Origin of the sequence: Planococcus soli (genome assembly GCF_016881065.1) — a bacterium.
Classification (GTDB): domain Bacteria; phylum Bacillota; class Bacilli; order Bacillales_A; family Planococcaceae; genus Planococcus; species Planococcus soli.
The window spans coordinates 1-20,216 of record NZ_WXYN01000004.1 but is presented as its reverse complement, the minus strand read 5'-3'; the positions used below and the strand labels follow the sequence as shown (position 1 = coordinate 20,216).

The 20,216-nt window shown below is 47.4% G+C and carries 17 protein-coding genes and 2 riboswitches; of the genes, 10 read left to right on the top strand and 7 right to left on the bottom strand.

The annotated features are described in order from the left end of the window. Positions 1-57 precede the first annotated feature (57 nt). A complete protein-coding gene (locus GJB59_RS01070) occupies positions 58-1,107 on the bottom strand; it encodes an NAD(P)/FAD-dependent oxidoreductase (RefSeq protein ID WP_142828452.1) in 1,050 nt (349 codons plus the stop codon). Between the two features lie 132 nt (positions 1,108-1,239). Between GJB59_RS01070 and GJB59_RS01065 the strand changes: the two genes are divergently transcribed. The 4 genes from GJB59_RS01065 to GJB59_RS01050 all read left to right on the top strand — a co-directional run bounded on the left by GJB59_RS01065 (position 1,240) and on the right by GJB59_RS01050 (position 5,132). Beyond that, complete coding sequence (locus GJB59_RS01065) at positions 1,240-2,031, top strand: ABC transporter ATP-binding protein (protein ID WP_142828451.1); 792 nt, start codon at positions 1,240-1,242, stop codon at positions 2,029-2,031. A 5-nt stretch (positions 2,032-2,036) separates the two neighbouring features. After that, on the top strand, positions 2,037-2,963 hold the full coding sequence (locus GJB59_RS01060; protein ID WP_142828450.1) for an iron-hydroxamate ABC transporter substrate-binding protein: 927 nt from the start codon (positions 2,037-2,039) through the stop codon (positions 2,961-2,963). A gap of 166 nt (positions 2,964-3,129) precedes the next feature. Next, complete coding sequence (locus GJB59_RS01055; RefSeq protein WP_142828449.1) at positions 3,130-4,128, top strand: FecCD family ABC transporter permease; 999 nt, start codon at positions 3,130-3,132, stop codon at positions 4,126-4,128. Beyond that, positions 4,125-5,132 (top strand): FecCD family ABC transporter permease, encoded by a 1,008-nt coding sequence (locus GJB59_RS01050; protein ID WP_142828448.1) that lies wholly within the window; start codon positions 4,125-4,127, stop codon positions 5,130-5,132. Before GJB59_RS01055 ends, GJB59_RS01050 begins: the two co-directional genes overlap by 4 nt. A 130-nt stretch (positions 5,133-5,262) precedes the next feature. Here the strand turns inward: GJB59_RS01050 and GJB59_RS01045 are convergent, their stop codons facing one another. Beyond that, positions 5,263-6,267 carry an EAL domain-containing protein gene (locus GJB59_RS01045; protein WP_142828447.1) on the bottom strand — a complete coding sequence of 335 codons (1,005 nt, stop codon included), beginning with the start codon at positions 6,265-6,267 and terminating at the stop codon, positions 5,263-5,265. A 292-nt stretch (positions 6,268-6,559) separates the two neighbouring features. Between GJB59_RS01045 and GJB59_RS01040 the strand changes: the two genes are divergently transcribed. Next, positions 6,560-7,096: a dihydrofolate reductase family protein gene (locus tag GJB59_RS01040; protein WP_142828446.1), complete on the top strand. Its 537-nt coding sequence runs from the start codon at positions 6,560-6,562 to the stop codon at positions 7,094-7,096. A gap of 46 nt (positions 7,097-7,142) precedes the next feature. Here the strand turns inward: GJB59_RS01040 and GJB59_RS01035 are convergent, their stop codons facing one another. The 5 genes from GJB59_RS01035 to mtnK form a co-directional block, all read right to left on the bottom strand. Beyond that, complete coding sequence (locus GJB59_RS01035) at positions 7,143-8,180, bottom strand: ABC transporter permease (RefSeq protein ID WP_142828445.1); 1,038 nt, start codon at positions 8,178-8,180, stop codon at positions 7,143-7,145. Next, a complete protein-coding gene (locus GJB59_RS01030; protein ID WP_142828444.1) occupies positions 8,104-9,660 on the bottom strand; it encodes a sugar ABC transporter ATP-binding protein in 1,557 nt (518 codons plus the stop codon). The genes GJB59_RS01035 and GJB59_RS01030 overlap by 77 nt, the downstream gene beginning before the upstream one ends. A 64-nt stretch (positions 9,661-9,724) precedes the next feature. Then, entirely contained in the window at positions 9,725-10,807 is a 1,083-nt protein-coding gene (locus GJB59_RS01025) for a sugar ABC transporter substrate-binding protein (RefSeq protein WP_142828443.1), read from the bottom strand. Next, on the bottom strand, positions 10,804-11,865 hold the full coding sequence (mtnA, locus tag GJB59_RS01020) for an S-methyl-5-thioribose-1-phosphate isomerase (protein WP_142828442.1): 1,062 nt from the start codon (positions 11,863-11,865) through the stop codon (positions 10,804-10,806). Before mtnA ends, GJB59_RS01025 begins: the two co-directional genes overlap by 4 nt. Continuing rightward, complete coding sequence (gene mtnK / locus GJB59_RS01015) at positions 11,862-13,052, bottom strand: S-methyl-5-thioribose kinase (protein WP_142828441.1); 1,191 nt, start codon at positions 13,050-13,052, stop codon at positions 11,862-11,864. Before mtnK ends, mtnA begins: the two co-directional genes overlap by 4 nt. Before the next feature lie 75 nt (positions 13,053-13,127). Next, a riboswitch (SAM riboswitch) is annotated at positions 13,128-13,281 on the bottom strand. Positions 13,282-13,572: 291 nt separating this feature from the next. Next, a riboswitch (SAM riboswitch) is annotated at positions 13,573-13,682 on the top strand. A 74-nt stretch (positions 13,683-13,756) separates the two neighbouring features. On the opposite strand from mtnK, the gene mtnW reads away from it, so the two are divergent. The 5 genes from mtnW to GJB59_RS00990 all read left to right on the top strand — a co-directional run bounded on the left by mtnW (position 13,757) and on the right by GJB59_RS00990 (position 20,141). Beyond that, positions 13,757-14,971 carry a 2,3-diketo-5-methylthiopentyl-1-phosphate enolase gene (gene mtnW, locus GJB59_RS01010; RefSeq protein ID WP_142828440.1) on the top strand — a complete coding sequence of 405 codons (1,215 nt, stop codon included), beginning with the start codon at positions 13,757-13,759 and terminating at the stop codon, positions 14,969-14,971. Between the two features lie 5 nt (positions 14,972-14,976). After that, positions 14,977-15,642: a 2-hydroxy-3-keto-5-methylthiopentenyl-1-phosphate phosphatase gene (locus tag GJB59_RS01005; protein WP_142828439.1), complete on the top strand. Its 666-nt coding sequence runs from the start codon at positions 14,977-14,979 to the stop codon at positions 15,640-15,642. Then, the gene (locus tag GJB59_RS01000) at positions 15,639-16,253 is read left to right on the top strand and encodes a methylthioribulose 1-phosphate dehydratase (RefSeq protein WP_142828438.1); all 615 of its coding nucleotides are present in this window, start codon (positions 15,639-15,641) and stop codon (positions 16,251-16,253) included. The genes GJB59_RS01005 and GJB59_RS01000 overlap by 4 nt, the downstream gene beginning before the upstream one ends. A 15-nt stretch (positions 16,254-16,268) precedes the next feature. Further along, the gene (locus tag GJB59_RS00995) at positions 16,269-16,805 is read left to right on the top strand and encodes a 1,2-dihydroxy-3-keto-5-methylthiopentene dioxygenase (RefSeq protein WP_142828437.1); all 537 of its coding nucleotides are present in this window, start codon (positions 16,269-16,271) and stop codon (positions 16,803-16,805) included. A gap of 135 nt (positions 16,806-16,940) precedes the next feature. Further along, on the top strand, positions 16,941-20,141 hold the full coding sequence (locus GJB59_RS00990; protein WP_142828436.1) for a hypothetical protein: 3,201 nt from the start codon (positions 16,941-16,943) through the stop codon (positions 20,139-20,141). Positions 20,142-20,216 lie beyond the last annotated feature (75 nt).

The following is a 20,216-nucleotide window of genomic DNA, read 5'->3' as shown; positions in this document are numbered from 1 at the left end:
TAACAGCCTTCTATACCTCTGATGGGGCTGTCTGAAACAATCCGGAAGGGCCTTTTCTTACACCAATAATTGCTTGACCAATTCCTTGTTGCGCTTTTTGAATACTTCATTATGAGAAGATACCATCGCGATTTTGTTCGCGTCCGGCTGAATGTAGTGCTTTGCTTTATTGACTGCATTGGCAGCGTCATGGAAAGTCCCGGCAATCAAATTCAGTTTTCCTTCATGCTGGAGGATGTCACCCGCAGCAAAAAGGCCCGCCACTGAAGATTCGCTGCTCGGTGTACCCGCAATGTAATAATCGTCAGCAATTTCAATATTCAACGGGCTGTTCCCAAGCAAACTGATATCGCGTTCATAGCCATGATTGATGATCATTTCGTCGATCGGCAGCACCTGGGTTTCTTTTGTTTCCTGATGGGTCAGTTCAACGAATTCAATGGCGTCACGATCATCCGATGCGATCAGGCGTGTGATATTAGTATGCAGGCAGCAAATGGCGGATCCGTTCATCAACTGTGTCACCTGTGCCTCATGTCCTGCAAGTTCCGGCTTGCGGTAAGTAACGTATACTTGCTTGGCAATAGGCTCGAGTTCATTGGCCCAGTCGATAGCTGAGTTTCCGCCTCCAGAGATGAGAACCGTCTTGCCTTTGAAGCGTTCCAGTGATTTGACCGTGTAATTCAGGTTGGATACTTCAAAGCGTTCGGCTCCTTCAATCATCAGCTTTTGAGGGTTCAGGATGCCGCCGCCAACTGCGACGATGACCGTTTTCGATAAATGCACATGGCCTGAAGAGCCGATCAATTCAAAAATGCCTTCTTCGTTTTTTGCTATGGACTCCACTTTTTCGTTCAATACGACTTCCGGTTGGAATGTCAGCCCTTGTGCAACCAATTGATCGATGAGCTTTGCTCCCTGGATTGGCGGCTGTCCTCCGACATCCCAAATCATCTTCTCCGGGTACACATGAATTTTCCCGCCCAATTGCGGCTGGAATTCAATAATCTTCGTTTTCATTTCCCGAAGGCCGCTGTAAAATGCCGAATACAGCCCTGCAGGACCCCCGCCTATAATCGTTACATCAAAAAGCTCGTTTTTCACCATCTATTTTCACTCCTATCCCTCTATATTACGTATTGACAATGCTTGAAATTAGTCTTATAGTATTGATTGTACTGAAATTGAGAATCATTATCAACGAAAAAGATAAAGAATTTAGAAAAGGAGGTTTTTGGGATGGTGCGTTTGTTCACCGAGGAGCTGAATATCAGCTATGGAGACCGCTTGATTGTCAAAGATTTGACCGTCCAAATTCCAGACAAGAAAATTACGACAATCATCGGCTCCAACGGCTGCGGCAAATCAACGCTGCTAAAAGCGATTACTCGTGTGATTTCGCATCAATCCGGATCCGTGGTATTGGACGGCAGCAACATTGCCCAGGAAAACACGAAGTCCCTGGCAAAAAAAATGGCCATTCTTCCTCAAACACCTGACAGTGCTGCCGGATTGACGGTTGGTGAACTGGTTTCCTACGGCCGCTTCCCTTACCAGAAAGGTTTTGGCCGATTATCAAAAAGGGATTATGAGATTATCAATTGGGCACTCGATGTCACCGGCACTCAATTCTTCAAATACCACCCGGTTGACGCATTGTCCGGCGGCCAGCGCCAGCGCGTTTGGATTGCGATGGCGTTGGCACAGGAAACCGAAATGATCTTTCTCGATGAGCCGACCACCTACTTGGACATGGCCCATCAGCTGGAAATTTTGGAATTGCTGCAGCAATTGAACCGGGAACAGGAACGGACCATCATCATGGTGCTCCACGACCTGAACCAAGCGGCGCGTTTTGCCGATCACATCATCGCCATGAAAGATGGCCAGATTGTAAAAGCCGGCAATTGCCATGAAGTCATTACACAACCCGTATTAAAAGAAGTATTCCGGATCGACGCTGAAATTGGGTTGGATCCACGAACGCAAAAACCGATGTGCACTACATATAACTTAATCAAAGGAGTCTAACCGACATGAAAAAATTATTTTTGCCCCTATTCCTATTCACTTTGCTGCTGATTCTTGGCGCATGCAATTCCGAGTCAACCACTGAGGAAACAGAAAGCGCAACGGCTGATCAATCTTCCGAAACCATTACATATGAATCGGAAAGCGGACCTATCGAAGTTCCTGCAGATCCACAGCGTGTAGTCATGCTCTCTTCTTACGCCGGTGACGCAATATCTTTGGACGTCCCTTTAGTAGGAGTAACTTCCTGGGCAAAAAACAACCCGCGTTTTGAAGAAGAGCTGGCAGACGTGGAAGAAGTAGCAGAAACAGACCTGGAAAAAATCATCGAATTGGAACCTGACTTAATCATTGGCTCTTCAACTACAGCCAACATCGATAAATTGAGTGAAATCGCACCAACGGTCACGTACACTTACAACAACGTCGGCTATTTGGAGCAACATCTGGAAATCGGTAAAGTATTAAACAAAGAAGAAGAAGCACAAGCTTGGATCACCGACTTCCAGGAACGCGCACAGCAAGCTGGAGAAGAGATCCGCGCTGAAATCGGCGAAGACACAACCGTTTCCGTTATTGAAAACTTCGATAAGCAAATCTATGTATTCGGAGACAACTGGGGACGCGGAACGGAAATCCTTTACCAGGAAATGAAATTAAAAATGCCGGCAAAAGTGGAAGAAATGGCTTTAGCAGACGGTTACTATATGCTTTCTCAGGAAGTGTTGCCGGAATACATGGGTGATTACGTCATCTTCAGCAAAGACAGTTCACAAGACAACTCATTCCAGGAAACGGATGTGTACCAAAACACACCTGCCGCTCAAAACGGACAGATTTTCGAAGCTGATGCAAAAGAATTTTACTTCAACGATCCAATTTCATTGGATTACCAATTGGAATTCTTTATTGAGAATTTTTTAGGACAGTGAAATTGCTGTAGAATCATCATTTCATAAACCGCTTTGTGACATACCTATTGTGTACGATTAAGTAGTTCAACTTATATAACTAATAATTTCATTCAACTTATATACTAAAAAAGAGGAATTCTGATTTTAGAATTCCTCTTTTATTCTCAGGAAAAGATGATGATTAATGAGTCCTAAAGTTTCCTTTCCAATCAAATTCATAGTAAGCCTGCTTCTGCTGGTGCTGACGCTTGTCGTCTCGTTGGTTTTCGGAGCTGCGGATATTAGCCTAAAAGAAGTGGGGCTGGCATTGTTTTCGACCAGTTCCAGCGACGGAATCGGCGTTATTCGGGAAATCCGGCTGCCGCGTGAAGTCGCCGCCATCTTTGTAGGTTCTGCTTTAGCAGTATCTGGCGCGATGATGCAGGGGATGACCCGCAATCCACTGGCCGATCCGGGCCTTCTCGGTTTGACGGCCGGTGCCAATGCGGCGCTTGCTTTCACTTTAGCCTTTATTCCCGCGGCCAATTATTTCGGCATCATGATTGCCTGCTTTGTCGGAGCAGCAGCTGGTGCAGCTTTGGTCTTCGGCATCGGTGCTGCGAAAAAAGGCGGCTTTTCACCTTTTCGGATCGTTCTTGCCGGAGCCGCCATTTCGGCCTTTCTGACAGCGATTGCTGAAGGGATCGGACTGTATTTCAACATCTCTAAAAACGTCTCACAATGGACAGCAGGCGGCTTGATCGGAACTTCGTGGGGGCAGCTGCAGGTGGTTGTTCCGTTTATCGCCGTTTCGCTGCTTATTGCTTTGTTGCTGTCACGTCAATTGACCATTCTCAGCTTAAGTGAAGAAGCCGCCATTGGCCTCGGGCAAAAAACAGCGCAGATCAAAGCGATCCTGTTTGTTGTTATCACATTGCTGGCAGGTGCCGCCGTTGCACTGGCCGGTAATATGGCCTTTATCGGCTTGATGATTCCGCATGTTGTCCGGTCAGTCGTAGGAACCGATTACCGCTTCATCATCCCGATGTCCGCAGTGGCTGGTGCCATTTTCATGCTGCTTGCCGACTTGATCGGCCGGACCATCAATTCACCGTTTGAAACACCGGTTGCAGCGATCATTGCGATCATCGGATTGCCGTTCTTCCTGATCATTGTCCGTAAAGGAGGCAAAGCATTCGCATGATCCATTCAAGCTTACGCAAAAAACAACGCATTTCGTATTACCTGTTGCTGGCGTTGATCCTGTTGACAGCAATCGCAAGTATGGGCATGGGCTACTCTCCCATCTCCTATGACCGCTTGATCCCGGCAATTTTTGGCCAAGGTACGTTTAAAGAAGAATTTATCCTGTTTTCCATTCGCTTGCCGCGCATTTTAATCACGGTGCTTGCCGGAATGGCGCTGGCTTTGTCCGGGGCTATTTTACAAAGTGTGACGCGAAATGACCTGGCTGATCCCGGAATCATCGGCATCAACTCAGGAGCCGGCGTTGCCATAGCCGTGTTCTTCTTATTCATTCCCGTAGAGGCGGGTGCTTTTGTTTACTTGCTGCCTGTCGTTGCTTTTGGCGGAGCGCTGGCGACTGCCGCACTGATTTACGCATTTTCCTATTCGCGCGTTACCGGCTTGCAGCCCATCCGCCTCGTGCTCGTCGGCATCGGTTTTTCGATGGCTTTATCGGGAGTCATGATCGTTCTGATTTCTTCCGCTGAACCGGAAAAAGTCGACTTTATAGCCAATTGGCTGGCCGGAAATATTTGGGGTGCAGATTGGCCGTTCATCCTGGCTATCCTCCCATGGCTGTTGGTGCTGATTCCGTTCACCATGTACAAAGCCAATCGCATGAATGTTCTTGGCCTCAGTGATCCCGTCGCCGTAGGGATTGGCGTTTCCATCGAAAAAGAACGGATCGTTCTGCTGCTGGCTGCTGTTGCGCTTGCTGCTGCCGCTGTCTCAGTTACCGGCGGGATCGCCTTCATTGGACTGATGGCGCCGCATATTGCAAAAGCCATCGTCGGTCCGCGCCATCAAATGTTTTTGCCGCTAGCGATTTTAATCGGCGGCTGGCTTTTGCTGCTGGCAGACACCGTTGGCCGGAACCTGCTCGAACCTTCTGGAATTCCCGCAGGCATCATGGCCGCACTGATCGGAGCTCCTTATTTCATTTATTTGCTGTTGAAAAAATGACAAAAAACACAGTAAACTTCATTGCGAAGCTTACTGTGTTTTTATTTACCGGAAAGCAGCTGCCAAACACTATCCGTTGATCTCATGAATAAATAAGCCAACAACCACGACAGTTGTTGGCTCTTTCGATTTATACTTCCAAATGCTTTTCGTACAAAGGAGATGCAGCCGGCTTCCCAAAATAATAGCCTTGGAATAATTGGTACCCTCTTTGCTTCAGCCAGTCAAAATCCTCACGTGTTTCAATGCCTTCCGCTAATGGAATCGAGCCGATTTCCAAAGCTTTATCCAAAAACTTTTCCGCGACTTTCTGCTTTTCCGCATCTTCTGCGACATTTTGGACATACTGCATGTCCAGCTTCATATACTTAGGTTTCAAGTCGGCCAAAAGCTCGATGGTGCTATAGCCCTCGCCCACATCATCCAATGCGTAATCGAATCCTTTTTCCCGATAATAGGTTAGAATTTTTTTCAAATGATCAATATCGTCGACTCTTTCTGTTTCCACCACTTCAAATACTAGTGATTTTGGATTTACCCCTAATTGCTCTGACAACGAAATTGTCGAGCGGAGACAAAATTCGGGGGAGTAAATAGAAGTGGGAATAAAGTTAATAAACGCTTTTTCTCCTTTTAATACAGCCGCATATTTCACGGCAGTCATTCTGCATACCCGGTCCAATGCGTATAAACGTCCACGCGTTTTGGCTGCAGGAAAAATTTCATTCGGATAGATCATCGAACCGTCTTCATTTTTAAAACGTGCCAGCATTTCATAGGCAAAAATGCTTTCATCTGCATCCACGATTGGCTGATAGTGGCAAGTGAGCCTTTCATGTTGAATGACATCGTCTATCCATTCAGTTGCAAAAACCTGTGACATCCCCTTTAATGGCTGCCATGCTTCCTGATTGATACGGAACACCACTTGATCCACATCCAGTAAATCACTGCAAAAGTCCAGAAATTCTCTGGCGCCTATTTCATCCATCTGCAGCTTGTTTCCTTTATTGATAACCTCGATTTCTCTTCTTTCCAAATGATCTATAACTATCTGTAAAGCAGAAAGATTCTTCTCACCTTCCAGCTTGATTTCAAATTTAATTGCCGCAACTGAGCAGCCGTTACATTGCATAATTAATTCCTCCCTTTTATATGGTATTTATAGTTTACTTTATAAGTAATAAGAATTGTTATTTTTTGCGAAAAATTTATTTAAACTAATAAAAAAACTAACCAAAAGCTAGCTATTTTCTGATTTTTCCACTGATGCACTCGAAATGATGAACTGTTGTACCTAATTCCCTTGCGCAGATGGACGATGGAGTGAGTTTAAAATAAAGGATTTTTTCTACCAGCGGAGAATATATACATTAATTGTCCTCTGTTTCGGTTTTAGTTGAAGTTGAGAAAAAGGAGCTGTTCGTATGGGGAAAATCATTGTAGCGATGTATTTGACGCTCGACGGAGTCATGGAGGAGCCTTCCTGGACTGCACCCTACTGGGATGATGAGATAGCTAAATACCAGTTGGACCTTCTGTTCCGCAGTGACGCACTTCTGCTTGGAAGGGTTACTTATGAGGGATTTGCTGCAGCATGGCCGGCAGCCGAAGATGAAGAAGGCTTTGCCGACCGGATGAACCAGCTGCCAAAGTACGTGGTTTCCACCAGCCTGAAGCGTACAGAATGGAACGCACGCTTGATCACCGACAATGTAGCGCAGGAAGTTGCCAAACTGAAAAAAACCGGACAGCGGCTATTGGTCTACGGCAGTGCGGAACTGATCGAAACTTTGCTGAAGCACGATTTGATCGATGAATTGCACCTGATGACCTTCCCGCTCATTTTAGGAGAAGGCAAACGACTGTTCAAGGAAAATGCCGACCAGAAAATGTTCAACCTGAAGGAAATCCGCTCAACTGACTCGGGCGTCCTCATCGCCAGCTATACGCCCGATAAATAAAAGCAAAACAAAAAGGCTTCCACAATGGGAGCCCTTTGTTTTGCTTTTATGCTTTAGAAAACTTCTTTTTGGCGTAGACATAAGTAACTGCCAGTGCAGCTACCAAAACGCCGCCTTTTATGATATCAAAAGCGTAGTATGGAAGATTTAGTATTGTTAAGCCGTTCAATAGGATTCCGATGACTGCAGCACCGAAAAACGTACCGAGCGCATTCGGTTTGCCTGCTCCCAAAACCGAGTAGCCGACAAAGACAGCTGCCACGGCTTCCATCATCAATGGGGCCCCTGCATCAATCTGCCCTGAACCTACGCGGGCAGTGAACAAGATACCAGCCATTGAAGCAAAAACGCCGGATATCACATAAGCCGTGAACTTTACTTTTTTGACGCTGACGCCTGACAAAGTAGCCGCTTCTGCATTTCCGCCTGTCATGTACAGCACTCTTCCCCAGCGCGTATGGTTAAGCACCACGTAAGAAGCGAGGACCATCACCAGCATGATCCATACCGGAACCGGCAAACCCAGCATTTGTCCTTGGCCGATCCATAAAAAGGCTTCCGATAATTGCCCAGGCGCCGTTCCGCCTGAAGTCAGAGGCATATTATTGTAGATCGAATAGCCCTCCGTATATGTCCGGTGCAAACCGGCCACGATATACATCATACTCAAAGTCGCCAGCAGATCCGGAATACCGATGACTACAATGAGAAAACTGTTAACCGCACCGACCAGCACCCCGATCAATAGCGGCAAAATCAGTACAAGCCATAGCGGCATGTCGTACCAGACCATCAACGAGGCGGAAACGACTGTCGATAACGACATGGTCGAACCAACGGACAAATCAAAGCCATCCACTACCAGCGTGAATGTCACGCCCAAAGCGAGCAAAGTGACAATGGAAATCGAGCGCAGAATGTCTGAAAAATTGCCGTACGTGAAAAAGGCGTCGCTGATGGTGCTGAAATAAAAAATAATGAAAATGAGTAAGGCAATGGCGCCGTATTTAAATAGAAACTGAATCGCGTTTTCTTTCACCGAATTCTTGTTTTTCCCCAAGCTCTTCTTTTCCGCCACTTGCATACAATAAAATCCTTTCTTGGGTCGCTTCTTGTCGTGATAATTCTTTCACGATTTGACCGTTGTACATTACGAGAATGCGATCGGAAATTCCGATGGCTTCATGAATTTCACTTGAAAAGTATAAACACCCCTTGCCGCTTTCGGCTAATTGGCGGATCAATTTAAAAATGTCGACTTTCGCTCCAATATCGACGCCTTTTGTCGGTTCATCAAATAGGTACAGAGCCGAATTGAGCGAAATCCATTTGCCGATTGCTACTTTTTGCTGGTTCCCTCCACTTAAATGAACAAGCGGTGTTTCTGTACTACCGGTTTTGATGCGAAGCCGCTCAATGATTTCATTGGCAAAGCGCTTTTCGGCTTTCCGGTCCATCAACAGACGCTTAGAGAATTGTTTGAGGTTGGGGAATGATGCATTGGCTTCCAGCGATTCCTGAACAAACAATCCCTCTTTTCTCCGTTCTTCCGGAATCAGCGCCATCCCCGCTTTTATGGCATCTGCCGGATGTTTGATCTTGGCGTTCTTCCCAGCAAGCTTAATCGTTCCGGATGTCAAAGGAGTTCCGCCGAACAACGCTTTCGCGAGTTCTGTTTTGCCGGCACCCACCAGTCCGACGACACCGACCACTTCGCCTGCCGCAACTGTCAGCGACAAATTCTTGAGCTTTTGGCCATCCGATAAATTCGACACTTCCAGTAAAGCCGTTCCAATGTCGTGCGCACTCGGCTCTAATTCGTGGCTGAGCGCTGCACCCAGCATCGCTTCAATTACCCCGTCCTGATCGGCTTGAGCCGTATCATAGGTTTGGACAAGGGTGCCTTCTCGCATGACCGTGATCCGGTCGCTGATTTCAAATACTTCCGGCAGGCGGTGGGAAATGAAAACACAGCCCACGCCTTGCGCTTTTAATTTCTCAATAACCGTATACAGCTTTTCCGATTCATGAATCGACAGCGGCGCCGTTGGTTCATCGAAAATAATGATTTTCGCTGAATGGACCAACGCTCTCGCAATCAGCACCGTCTGCTTTTCCGCCAAGGTCAGGCGCGCCGCTTTCTGCTGGACATTGATGTTGTCTGCCTGGAGCTCCTGCAGCACCGACCGGGCCTTTTCATTGATCCTCTGTCTGGAAACAAACAGATTTCCTTTTTCTGCAAAGGTATCAAGAAGAATATTTTCCGCCACGGTCAACTCGGACACAATGGCGGTGTCCACTTCCTGGTAAACACAGTAGATTCCTTGCTGTTTGGCGGCTTTCGGCGAATCCAGCCGAATAGCGGCGCCATCGAGGTAGATTGATCCTTCATCCTGTTGGTAGACGCCAGACAAAATTTTGATCAAGGTGCTTTTTCCTGCACCGTTAACGCCAAGAATGGCATGGACTTCACCTTTTTTCAATTGGAACTCCGCTCCTTGAAGCGCCGTGACGGTGCCGAATTTCTTTCCGATAGCGGTCATTGAAAGTAACGGTTCTACCATAGAAATGCCCCCTTTCTGATAAAAGAGCTGTCCCCTCTTTCAGGACAGCTCGAAATGGTGAAGTTTATTGGCCTTCCAATTCGCGCAGGTCATCTGTATAGCCTTGGTCGCTTGCGCCCCAGCCTTCTACGTATTCGCTCAACTCATCCGTGGTTACCGTTTCTTCAGGCAAGTTTTCCGCCTCGATGAATACCGGCTCCAGAACCACTTTTTCTTCCGGCTGCTCGCCGTTCAACAACTGATACAGGTAACGCACTTGAATACGTCCGATATCCGCTGGATCGACAGCTGCAGAAGCGAGCCATGGGCTGCCGTCTTTTTGCATCAATTGCAGATCTTCATCGCTCATGTCAATACCGTACACTTTAATATCAGTACGCCCTGCCTGTTCAATGGCACGGACGGCACCTTTTGCAAATTCATCCCAAGAAGCCCAGACTGCCGTGATCTCGCCTTCGTTCGGGTATTGCTTCAAAACAGCTTCCATTTGTGATTGTGTATCCAATGCCGTGTTGTCAGTAGCAGCACCAAATGCCGTTACTTCCTGGATGCCCGGATTGTCAGTCATGAATTTCTCGTAGGCAACCTGGCGTCTTTCCATTGGCGCAAAGCCGGCTGTCCAAATTTTGACGATATTGGCTTCGCCGCCGTTATCTTCCGCCAGTTTTTCCAGAGTCATCTCAGCCATTTGCTGGTCGCCCTGCTCTAAAGAAACAACGCCTTCCACATCGATGCCTGTATCAAATGCCACTACCGGAATTCCGGCTTCCAGCGCCTTTTCAACACCTTGGTTCAAGGCTTCTTTCGTTCCGTGGTCAATCAAAATCCCATCGACGCCCTGGTTGATCGCAGCATCCAGATTGGAGGCCATTTTTGCCAAATCACCTTCAGAGGTGAACACGGTCGCTTTGCCGCCAAAACTCTCAACCTGTTCTTCTACCCCCGCAATATATTGAGCAGAAAATGTGCCCAGATTGATTTGCATGATCAATGCAATTTCCTTGCCGGCAAGCGGGTGGTCAGAGGCTTCGCTTTCAGTATCTGAAGAAGTTTCTTCTTCGCTGACGTCACCCTGAGGCTGGCACGCAGCCAAAAACATACTGATAAATAATAATGCGGCTAGCAGCCAGATGGATTGTTTTTTCATGTTCTTTCTCCTTTTCCTGCAGTTGCACCAAGCAAATCAGGGATGTTTTTTTGATAGTCGGATTGTATAATGCCTTTTTCAGTAATGATGGCAGTGATTAAATGTGCCGGTGTTACATCAAATGCCGGGTTGAACACTTTCGTGCCCAGCGGCGCTACCGGCTGCCCATTCATATGTGTGATTTCTTCCGGGTTGCGCTCTTCGATTGGAATCGAGCTTCCGTCTTCGATCGATAGATCAAAAGTCGAAGCCGGTGCTGCCACGTAAAACGGAATGCCGAATGCGGCAGCCAGCAACGCTAAATTATAAGTGCCGATTTTATTGGCCGTGTCGCCATTGGCTGCGATGCGGTCGGCACCGACAATGATGGATTCAACCTCTTTTGCTTTGATGGTGTGTGCGGCCATGCTGTCGGTGATTAACGTAACGTCAACTCCGGACTGCTGCAGCTCCCATACCGTCAGGCGGGCGCCTTGATAAATCGGACGGGTTTCGCAGGCGAACACTTCAAACTCTCGGCCTCGCTCACTGCCCAGATGAAACGGGGCTAATGCCGTGCCATACTTGGCTGTGGCAATCGAGCCGGCGTTGCAGATGGTCATCACCCTCGTCTGCTCCTGCAGCAACACCAATGCATGCTCGCCGATGCTGCGGCACGACTCTTCATCTTCCTTGTGGATCTTCACCGCTTCAGCCAATATCAGCAGCTTTGCTTGCGGTACATTCTCCGCCTCTCGGACCTTGTCTTTCAAGCGGCTGAGCGCCCAGCCGAGATTGACCGCAGTCGGCCTGGACGAATTCAAGTACGCTGCGTCTTTTTCGACGTATTGCTGAAAAGCTTCCAGTGAATCCGTGTCATGCCGCTTGGCGCCGTTAGCCAAGCCATATGCTGCAGTGATGCCGATGGCGGGTGCACCGCGGACCTTTAATGAAAAGATCGCATCGTAGACGTCTTCGACGGTTTCAAGTGTCAAATATTCAATGGCATGCGGCAGTTTTTGCTGATCCAGAATGGTCAGCTGCTGGCCGTCCCATTTGATGGACAAAGGAATGCTCATATGCGCGCCTCCTCCAAAATTTGCAGTATATCCTCAATTGATGCGATTTCCTGACGCTGGAGAATTAAAGCCCGGCCAGTCTTCAACGTCTGTTTTTTAGAGATGATTCTGTTTTCCGTGTCTTCGATGCTGTCCAAGTCTTTGACATGCGCCAAACCGATTGTCCGGCGAATCAATTCGCACCCGGCAAAACCGGCCGCATCTGTCAGCACTTTACCGAGCACATACTCTAGGTAGCCGTCCGTCTCCTTGAACGATTCAACACTCTGTTTTTTCCATAACTCCGCAAATGAATAAGCAAAAACGTTCCATGTCTTTCCGATATCCTCCACAATCACTTGTCGATTTTCGCCTTCGCGCGTGATGGATTGGAAAATGAGATTGGCCAGGAACAAACCGACATCAAATCCGATCGGGCCGTAAAAGCCAAACTCCGGATCGATAACCTTTGTTTCTGTCTGGCTGGCAAAAATACTGCCTGTGTGAAGGTCGCCATGCAGCAATGCTTCCGATTCGGTCAAAAAGCTTTTCTTTAACTTAGCCACTTCCAGCTGCAGCTTCCGATCACTCCAAATCGCTTCTGCCTCCGTTTGGAGCTGCGGTTCGTAATCGTTGGTGTCGAGGTCAAAGAATGGATCGGTAAAAATAAGATCTTCCGTAATCTTGCATAGCTCGGGATTGGAAAACTCCGCAGCCAAACGCTTTTTTTCAAAAGGATGCAAGCCGTAATCAGAGGTGTGGAATAAAGTCAGTGCCAGATATTCGCCGATATCCTGCGACAACCTCGGAAAATTCTTTCCGTTGATCAAACCTTCCCGCGCAATCTCCAAGTGGGATAAATCTTCCATTACGGTAATAGCCAGTTCTTCATCAGTGGCGTAGACAACCGGCACCAAGGAAGGGACAAATTCTCCGTGCTTTCGGAGTACATTGGCTTCGATCGTTGCCCGCTTTAATGTCAGCGGCCAGCTTTCGCCGATGATCTTAGCGTAGGGCAATGCCTGTTTGATGATCAGCCGATTTCCTGTATTCGGATCTTCAATTTGGAAAACATAATTCAAGTTGCCATCGCCGATTTCCCGGCAAGTCAATTGGGCAGCAGGGTCAAATGTATGAACCGTTTTTGCCAATGCAATCGCTGTTTCTTCCGTTAAGGCTTTATAAGTAGTGGGAACCGTAAGTGTCATTGTAAATCTTCCTTTCATGTGCAATATAAAAAGCCTCTTTCATAAAGAAAGAGGCCAGAATAAGAGATTCCATGCCTCTTATCTTTCAGAAATAAATTTCTGATGGAATTAGCACCGTGCCTTGCAGGATTTTCATCCTGGCGCATAAAGCGCCCCTTCTCACGAAGGTATTACGGTCGGTTGCTGGGCGTCATCGGGCCAATTTCCCTCTGCCAGCTCTTGATAAGAGTACTGCGTATTATTTAATTAAGTTATGAAAAGAATCCTATCACGATTCAGAATTAACTGTCAATCCATTTTTCCAATAAAAACAATTTTATGATAACGGAGTTGACAGAATTATGCGCACATGAAATAATCAGAATTACTTTACTGTATTCAATTAAGATTCCGCAAACCAGCGCCGCTTTTCCGCGGAAAGCGTCCACCTGGAACGATTTCTTCTTTGCAGAAGCATCTGTTTAGTATGATTACGAAAATCGTTGAACCCTATAAAACTGCCATACCCAATTTCATATCTTTCTTATTTAGAGCAGGTGGAGGGACAAGCCCTATGATACCCGGCAACCGGTCCATTGATGGACACGGTGCTAATTCTTGCAGCCAGAACCGGTGGCTGAGAAATAAGAAGTTGTTAACGCCCTTAACCTCTTCTTATTTGAAGAGGTTTTTATTTTTAAAATTTGCATGGGAGTGTGGAATACATGAGCGTTTTGACTGCTACATATCAAGTCTACGGAAAACCGGGTTCGTTCGAAAAAAAAGCGGACGGCATCGCTTTGGGACTGACCATAGGTTCTTGGACTGACTTGCCGCTGCTTGAACAGGAACAACTGAAACACCATAAAGGAAATGTCGTGTCCATCGAAGAATTTGACCAAGAACGCCACCCGCTAAAACCGGATTTAATAAAAGCAGAGCTTGAAATTGCCTACCCAAGCGTGAATTTTTCGGCTGACCTGCCTGCCATTTTGACTACTGTTTTCGGCAAATTGTCGTTGGATGGCGAAGTAAAGCTATTGGATCTGGAGTTTAGCCACGACCTGCTTAGCTACTTTCCTGGACCGCGCTTTGGCATCGAAGAAATTCGCGACACTCTTGGCGTTAGAGGACGGCCGCTTCTCATGAGTATTTTTAAAGGCGTCATCGGCCGTGACCTCGATTTCCTGTCCGCTCAATTGCGTCAGCAGGCATTTGGCGGCGTGGATCTGGTCAAAGATGATGAAATATTATTTGACAACCCACTAACCCCATTTGAAAGCCGTATTACTACGGGTAAACGAGTGCTTGACGATGTCTATGAAGAAACGGGACACCGCACCCTTTATGCGGTAAACCTCTCAGGAAGAACTTCAGAATTGAGAGGAAAAGCACGAAAAGCACGCGAGCTTGGAGCTGATGCCTTGTTGTTCAACGTCCACGCTTATGGACTTGATGTGCTGCAGGAACTCGCGGAAGACGATGACATCGCTTTGCCGCTCATGGCACACCCAGCTTTCAGCGGCGCCTTCACTTCCTCAGCCTTTTATGGTCTTGCCACACCGCTGGCACTTGGAAAATTGATCCGTTATGCCGGCGCTGACTTTTCACTGTTTCCTTCACCTTACGGCAGTGTTGCGCTGGAAAAAACAGCAGCCTTGGCACTTGGCAAAGAACTGACGCGGGACAGCCCGCTAAAACGCAGCTTCCCAGTGCCATCCGCCGGAATCCATCCGGGTCTTGTGCCTTTGCTGATGGCGGATTACGGAATCGACAGCGTGATCAATGCCGGCGGCGGCGTTCACGGACATCCCGCTGGAGCAGCTGGCGGCGGACAGGCATTCAGACAAGCCATTGACGCCGTGCTGCAAGGAGAAACCTTGCAGAATGCCGGCAAACAGCATAAAGAATTGCAAACAGCACTTGAACTATGGGGGTGAAAACAGTGAATAAACCGATTATTTTTTGTGATTTTGACGGTACGATTACAGCCAATGACAATATTATTGCCATCATGGAAAAATTTGATCCACCGGGATGGGTACCGGTCAAAGACCAGATTCTCGACCAATCCATCTCAATACGTGAGGGTGTCGCAAAAATGTTTTCCTTGCTTCCGGTTTCGGAAAAAGACGAAATTATTTCCTATGTTTTGGAGCAGGCGGAAATACGCGAAGGATTCAGCGACTTTGTCGCCTACTCGAAAAAGCAGAATTTGCCTTTGTATATTGTCAGCGGCGGAATTGATTTTTTTGTCCATCCACTCCTTGAGCCTTTCGGACCTTTTGATGACATCTACTGCAACAGCGCCGACTTTTCAGGTGATCTTATCAAACTGGAGTTTCCGCATGGCTGCGACGATGCCTGCACAAGCCAAGGCTGCGGATGCTGCAAACCATCCGTCATCCGGGATCTTTTGGACAAAGACACGAAAAGCATCGTCATCGGAGACTCCATCAGCGACTGGGAAGCTGCAAAAGAAGCGGATTTCGTTATTGCCCGGGATTTGCTGGCTGAAAAATGCCATGAGGCCGGCATCAATTATGAACCGTTTGAAACCTTCCATGAAGTCATCGCCATTGTCGATGAATACATAGGGGTGAAATCATGACTGTATTACAGGACAAATGGCTGGAACTGGCGGATGTCAAAGACGAGCTGGCGGTTCGCGACTGGTTTATGGGAACCAGCGGCAATCTCGCCATCAAAGTGGCGGACGAACCGCTGGAGTTCCTGGTAACCGCGAGCGGCAAAGACAAGAAAAAACGTACAGATGAAGATTTTCTGCTTGTTGATGCCAATGGCCAGCCCGCTGTTGAAACATCGCTGAAACCCTCTGCCGAAACCTTACTGCATTGTGCAATTTATGGAAAGACCAGCGCAGGCTGCAGCCTTCATGTCCATACTGTCGCCAATAATGTCATTTCCGAATTATACGGCGATGCCGGAAAAATCGATTTCCAGGGACAGGAACTGATCAAAGCCTTTGGATTATGGGAAGAAGACGCGGTACTGACGATTCCCATCATTCCCAACCACGCAGATATTCCAAAACTCGCCCATGAATTTGAATCATCCATTACCGCTGATAAAGGAGCGGTGCTGATCCGCAACCACGGCATCACCGTCTGGGGAAAAAATGGCTTTGAAGCGAAAAAACTGCTTGAAGCTTGTGAGTTTTTATTTCAATACCAATTGGCATTGCAACTACACTTAAAATAAGAGAGGAAGATTAGAATGGCTATTATTAAAATTCAAGGAACAAACGAAACGATTGAAGCACAAACAGAGGTTGCAGCATTTTTGGAGCAGCAGGAAGTCGTTTATGAACACTGGGACAACACTAAATTACCCGAACACCTTCGCGAAAAATTCGATTTGAGCGATGAAAACAAAGATGAGATTCTTCAAGCATTTAAAACCGAAATCGACGACATTTCAGAACGCCGCGGGTACCAGGCGGCAGACATCATTTCCCTGTCAGACTCCAATCCGAAACTCGATGAGCTGCTGAAGAACTTCCAGCGTAAACATATCCATACAGATGATGAAGTACGCTACATCGTCAGCGGACATGGCGTCTTTATCATACAAGGAAAAGACGAACGCTTTTTTGAAGTCCACCTGACTCCAGGCGACTTGATTTCGGTACCGGAAAACATTACACATTACTTTACACTTGCTGATGACCGCAAAGTTGTAGCCGTTCGCATCTTTGTGACAACAGAAGGCTGGGTACCGGTTTACCAGGAGGAAAGCAACGTTCAAAACTAATAATATGGTCCAAAGATTCGACTATGTCGGGTCTTTTTTATTTTGAAAAAATAGGTAATTTATTTCTATTTTATCCAATTTTTAAGCTATAATAATCTTCGAGATGTACTTTGTAAATAGAAAAGAGTGGTTTGAATGAAGAAAATGCTTCTGTCCTTATTGGCAGTTGTAGTTTTAATTGGCTTACCTATTGTGATTTGGTTTTTTCAGGAAGAAAAAATAGTGAATGTAGCGATTATCGACAAAACGGTTCCGACCGAAAGCTACCGTGAGCATAAAGGGTTGACCTGGCTGCTGAACCACCACCGCTATGTATCTGAATCTGGAGGCGCGTATCAAGCCGATGCTGATTATTACGGCTTTGTTCCGGATGAAGAAGCGGAAAGCTACACGACTCGTGAATTGCCTGAAGATTTGTCTGGAACCGACCTCATTTATCTGGCGGATTCTTATGGCGTATACGAGGAAGACCTCCCGTGGCAAACCGCGGAAAAAAAACCGGGCAGTTCATCCATGATTTCTGGCGGACTTCAAATGGATGAATGGCAGACCATCAAAAAGCAGGTAGAGTCTCAAGGAACGGACTTGGTTGTGGAGTTCAATACTTTCGCCTCCCCTACTCCAAAAGAAGTGGCCCAGGACATGAATGAGTTTTTAGGACTCGAGTGGAGCGGCTGGAGTGGACGCCGTTTTGTGGACCTTCGCGCACCTGAAGGCGAAGTGCCTCAGTGGATAGTGGCTAACTATGAGAAAAACGATATGAAATGGAATTTTGAAGGCGCTGGATTTGTCCTGGTCAATGATGCTGAAGGTGACATTGTGGTCCTTTCCGAAGAGGCTGGAGAAGTCGGCGCTGAGGGGCTCCACTTAGACTTTACTGAACAGGGCACTGCCCAGTTCGATTTAACAGATAGCCCTTCTTTCGGTTATTGGTTTGATATTAACGAGGCGGCTGCAGGCACCGAAGTTCTGGCAGACTATCAATGGGATCTCGAAAGCGCAGGCAGCGAGAAACTAAAAGCTGCCGGCATTCCCGAGAACTTTCCCGCTGTATTCCATCAGTCCAAACAAGGAGCAGACCTCTATTATTTTGCCGGAGATTTTGTTGACATTGACGACACCCCGAGCTTCTACCGCTACTCGGGATTCTCGAAACTGCGGTCATTCATTTCCATGGAATCACTGGATGCCGAAAAGAGTTTTTACTGGCAAACTTACGTACCGATGATGGAAACCATTTTGGCAAATACAGAAGACAAGAACACAGAGGTTGAGACGGTCAATGCAACTGCCGCCGAGAAGGAAGGCATCGCTTATCCTTCCCGCGTAAACGGACAGGCGTTTGAAGTCTACCAGGACGGCGAATGGCAGCCATTCACCATTAAAGGCATCAATATGGGAATGGCCAAACCGGGAACGTTTCCCGGAGAAGCCGCAATTACACGGGAGGAGTATGACCGCTGGTTCCAGGCAATTGGCGAAATGAATGCCAATGCAGTGCGCGTCTATACTCTCCATCCTCCAGCGTTCTATGAAGCCTTTGCCGCTTACAATGCCAGCGCCAAAGAGCCGCTTTATCTGTATCACGGCGTCTGGATTGACGAAGAGCCTTTGGTGGAGACCTTGGATGCCTTCACTCCTGAAATCACTGAACGCTTTGAGGCTGAGGTCAAAAAAGTTGTCGACGTCATCCACGGTGACGCAGTCGTGGAACAAGAACCTGGCCATGCTTATGGAAGCTATAAGACAGATATCTCTCCTTACGTCATCGGCTGGATGATCGGCATTGAATGGTTCCCTGGAACGGTCCATCAGATGGAGCTTGACTACCCTGAACTGGGCGACTATGATGGCACCCACGTATACACAGAAGGCGCCAATCCCATGGAACATTGGCTGGCGCAGCAATTGGACCGCCTCGCGGAATACGAGCTGGACGAATACCAAAGCATGCGCCCGCTCAGCTTCACCAACTGGGTGACGACGGACAATATCGATCAGCCTGCCGAGCCGAGTGAACAGGAAGACATGGCCACCGTCGATCCGAATCACATCAAAACCAAAGGCGTGACAGATACGGTCGGCATGTTTGCATCCTATCATGTCTATCCGTACTACCCTGATTTTCTGAATTTGGACGAACGCTATACCGAATTTGTAGACCATCGCGGAGAGTTCAATAACTACGCGGGTTACTTGAAAGATTTAAATGATTCCCACGACATGCCAATTGTCATCGCCGAGTTTGGTGTGCCCGCTTCGCGCGGCATGACCCATGAAAACCCGTTCGGTTGGAACCAGGGATTTATCTCTGAAAAACAGCAGGGTGACATTGTCAGCCATCTGTATGAAGATATTCTAGAAGAAGGCATGCTGGGCGGAATGGTATTCACTTGGCAGGACGAATGGTTTAAGCGCACCTGGAATACAATGGATTATGACAATCCGGACGAACGGCCCTTCTGGTCAAATGCACAAACCAACGAGCAGCAGTTCGGCCTGCTGAGCTTTGACCGCCATAAAGTGAAAGTCGATGGACAGGACGATTGGACAGACGGTCAGACACTTTACGAAAAACAGGACGGAGCGCTCAGATCGCTTGCTTTAGATTCGGATGAACGATATGTCTACATTAAAGCCCAATTCGATCCGGCCAATAAAACCTGGTGGGACGAACAGGATTTCAACCTGTATTTCAGCGTTCGTGAAGACAAAGGCATCGCAGTTGATGCTTTGGAGAACACAGAATTTTTGGCAGATTTCCAGTTAAAAATCACAGGATTGGAGCAGGCGCGCTTGTTGGTGGCCGGTGACTACGACAGCTTCTACTATGATTATCACGAACGTTTGGAGATGATTCCAGCAGAAGAAAACATCGAATCGACTTTCCAACCGATCCGTCTGGCCTTGAACAAAGAATTTGTTCGCCCCGATACCGGCGAAGTGTATCCGTTTGATGCATATGAAACAGGCATCCTGCGATTCGGCATTGCCAATCCGGAGCATGAAGACTATGATTCTCTGAATGATTATTATTACGACAAGGAAACCGGAATCATGGAAATTCGGATTCCGTGGATGCTGCTGAATGCCAAAAACCCGGCCAAACGGGAATTTATCGGCGACCTTCAGAAAGATGGCATTGAGGCTTCCGATACGATCGACGGGCTGAATGTCACTGCTAGTTTAAGCGGGCAAGACGGAAAAGCGGTTGAAACTTTCGCAGCTGCCCAAGCTGCCCAATACACATGGGATACCTGGGGCTTGCCGCAAACTGAGGAGCGGCTGAAGCAATCGTATTACATTCTTCAAAAGACCTTTGGCGAGACAAAGTGATATAAACCAAATAACAAAAAGAAGGAAGCCGTTTACTGAACCGCACCCCAAATGGTAGACACTTTAAAAAAAGTG

What these genes read in the sequence shown, in the direction of transcription:
- GJB59_RS01070 (WP_142828452.1), bottom strand. Translation starts at nt 1,107, where the DNA reads ATGGTGAAAAACGAGCTTTTTGATGTAACGATTATAGGCGGGGGTCCT.
- GJB59_RS01065 (WP_142828451.1), top strand. Translation starts at nt 1,240, where the DNA reads ATGGTGCGTTTGTTCACCGAGGAGCTGAATATCAGCTATGGAGACCGC.
- GJB59_RS01060 (WP_142828450.1), top strand. Translation starts at nt 2,037, where the DNA reads ATGAAAAAATTATTTTTGCCCCTATTCCTATTCACTTTGCTGCTGATT.
- GJB59_RS01055 (WP_142828449.1), top strand. Translation starts at nt 3,130, where the DNA reads ATGAGTCCTAAAGTTTCCTTTCCAATCAAATTCATAGTAAGCCTGCTT.
- GJB59_RS01050 (WP_142828448.1), top strand. Translation starts at nt 4,125, where the DNA reads ATGATCCATTCAAGCTTACGCAAAAAACAACGCATTTCGTATTACCTG.
- GJB59_RS01045 (WP_142828447.1), bottom strand. Translation starts at nt 6,267, where the DNA reads ATGCAATGTAACGGCTGCTCAGTTGCGGCAATTAAATTTGAAATCAAG.
- GJB59_RS01040 (WP_142828446.1), top strand. Translation starts at nt 6,560, where the DNA reads ATGGGGAAAATCATTGTAGCGATGTATTTGACGCTCGACGGAGTCATG.
- GJB59_RS01035 (WP_142828445.1), bottom strand. Translation starts at nt 8,180, where the DNA reads ATGCAAGTGGCGGAAAAGAAGAGCTTGGGGAAAAACAAGAATTCGGTG.
- GJB59_RS01030 (WP_142828444.1), bottom strand. Translation starts at nt 9,660, where the DNA reads ATGGTAGAACCGTTACTTTCAATGACCGCTATCGGAAAGAAATTCGGC.
- GJB59_RS01025 (WP_142828443.1), bottom strand. Translation starts at nt 10,807, where the DNA reads ATGAAAAAACAATCCATCTGGCTGCTAGCCGCATTATTATTTATCAGT.
- mtnA (WP_142828442.1), bottom strand. Translation starts at nt 11,865, where the DNA reads ATGAGCATTCCTTTGTCCATCAAATGGGACGGCCAGCAGCTGACCATT.
- mtnK (WP_142828441.1), bottom strand. Translation starts at nt 13,052, where the DNA reads ATGACACTTACGGTTCCCACTACTTATAAAGCCTTAACGGAAGAAACA.
- mtnW (WP_142828440.1), top strand. Translation starts at nt 13,757, where the DNA reads ATGAGCGTTTTGACTGCTACATATCAAGTCTACGGAAAACCGGGTTCG.
- GJB59_RS01000 (WP_142828438.1), top strand. Translation starts at nt 15,639, where the DNA reads ATGACTGTATTACAGGACAAATGGCTGGAACTGGCGGATGTCAAAGAC.
- GJB59_RS00995 (WP_142828437.1), top strand. Translation starts at nt 16,269, where the DNA reads ATGGCTATTATTAAAATTCAAGGAACAAACGAAACGATTGAAGCACAA.
- GJB59_RS00990 (WP_142828436.1), top strand. Translation starts at nt 16,941, where the DNA reads ATGAAGAAAATGCTTCTGTCCTTATTGGCAGTTGTAGTTTTAATTGGC.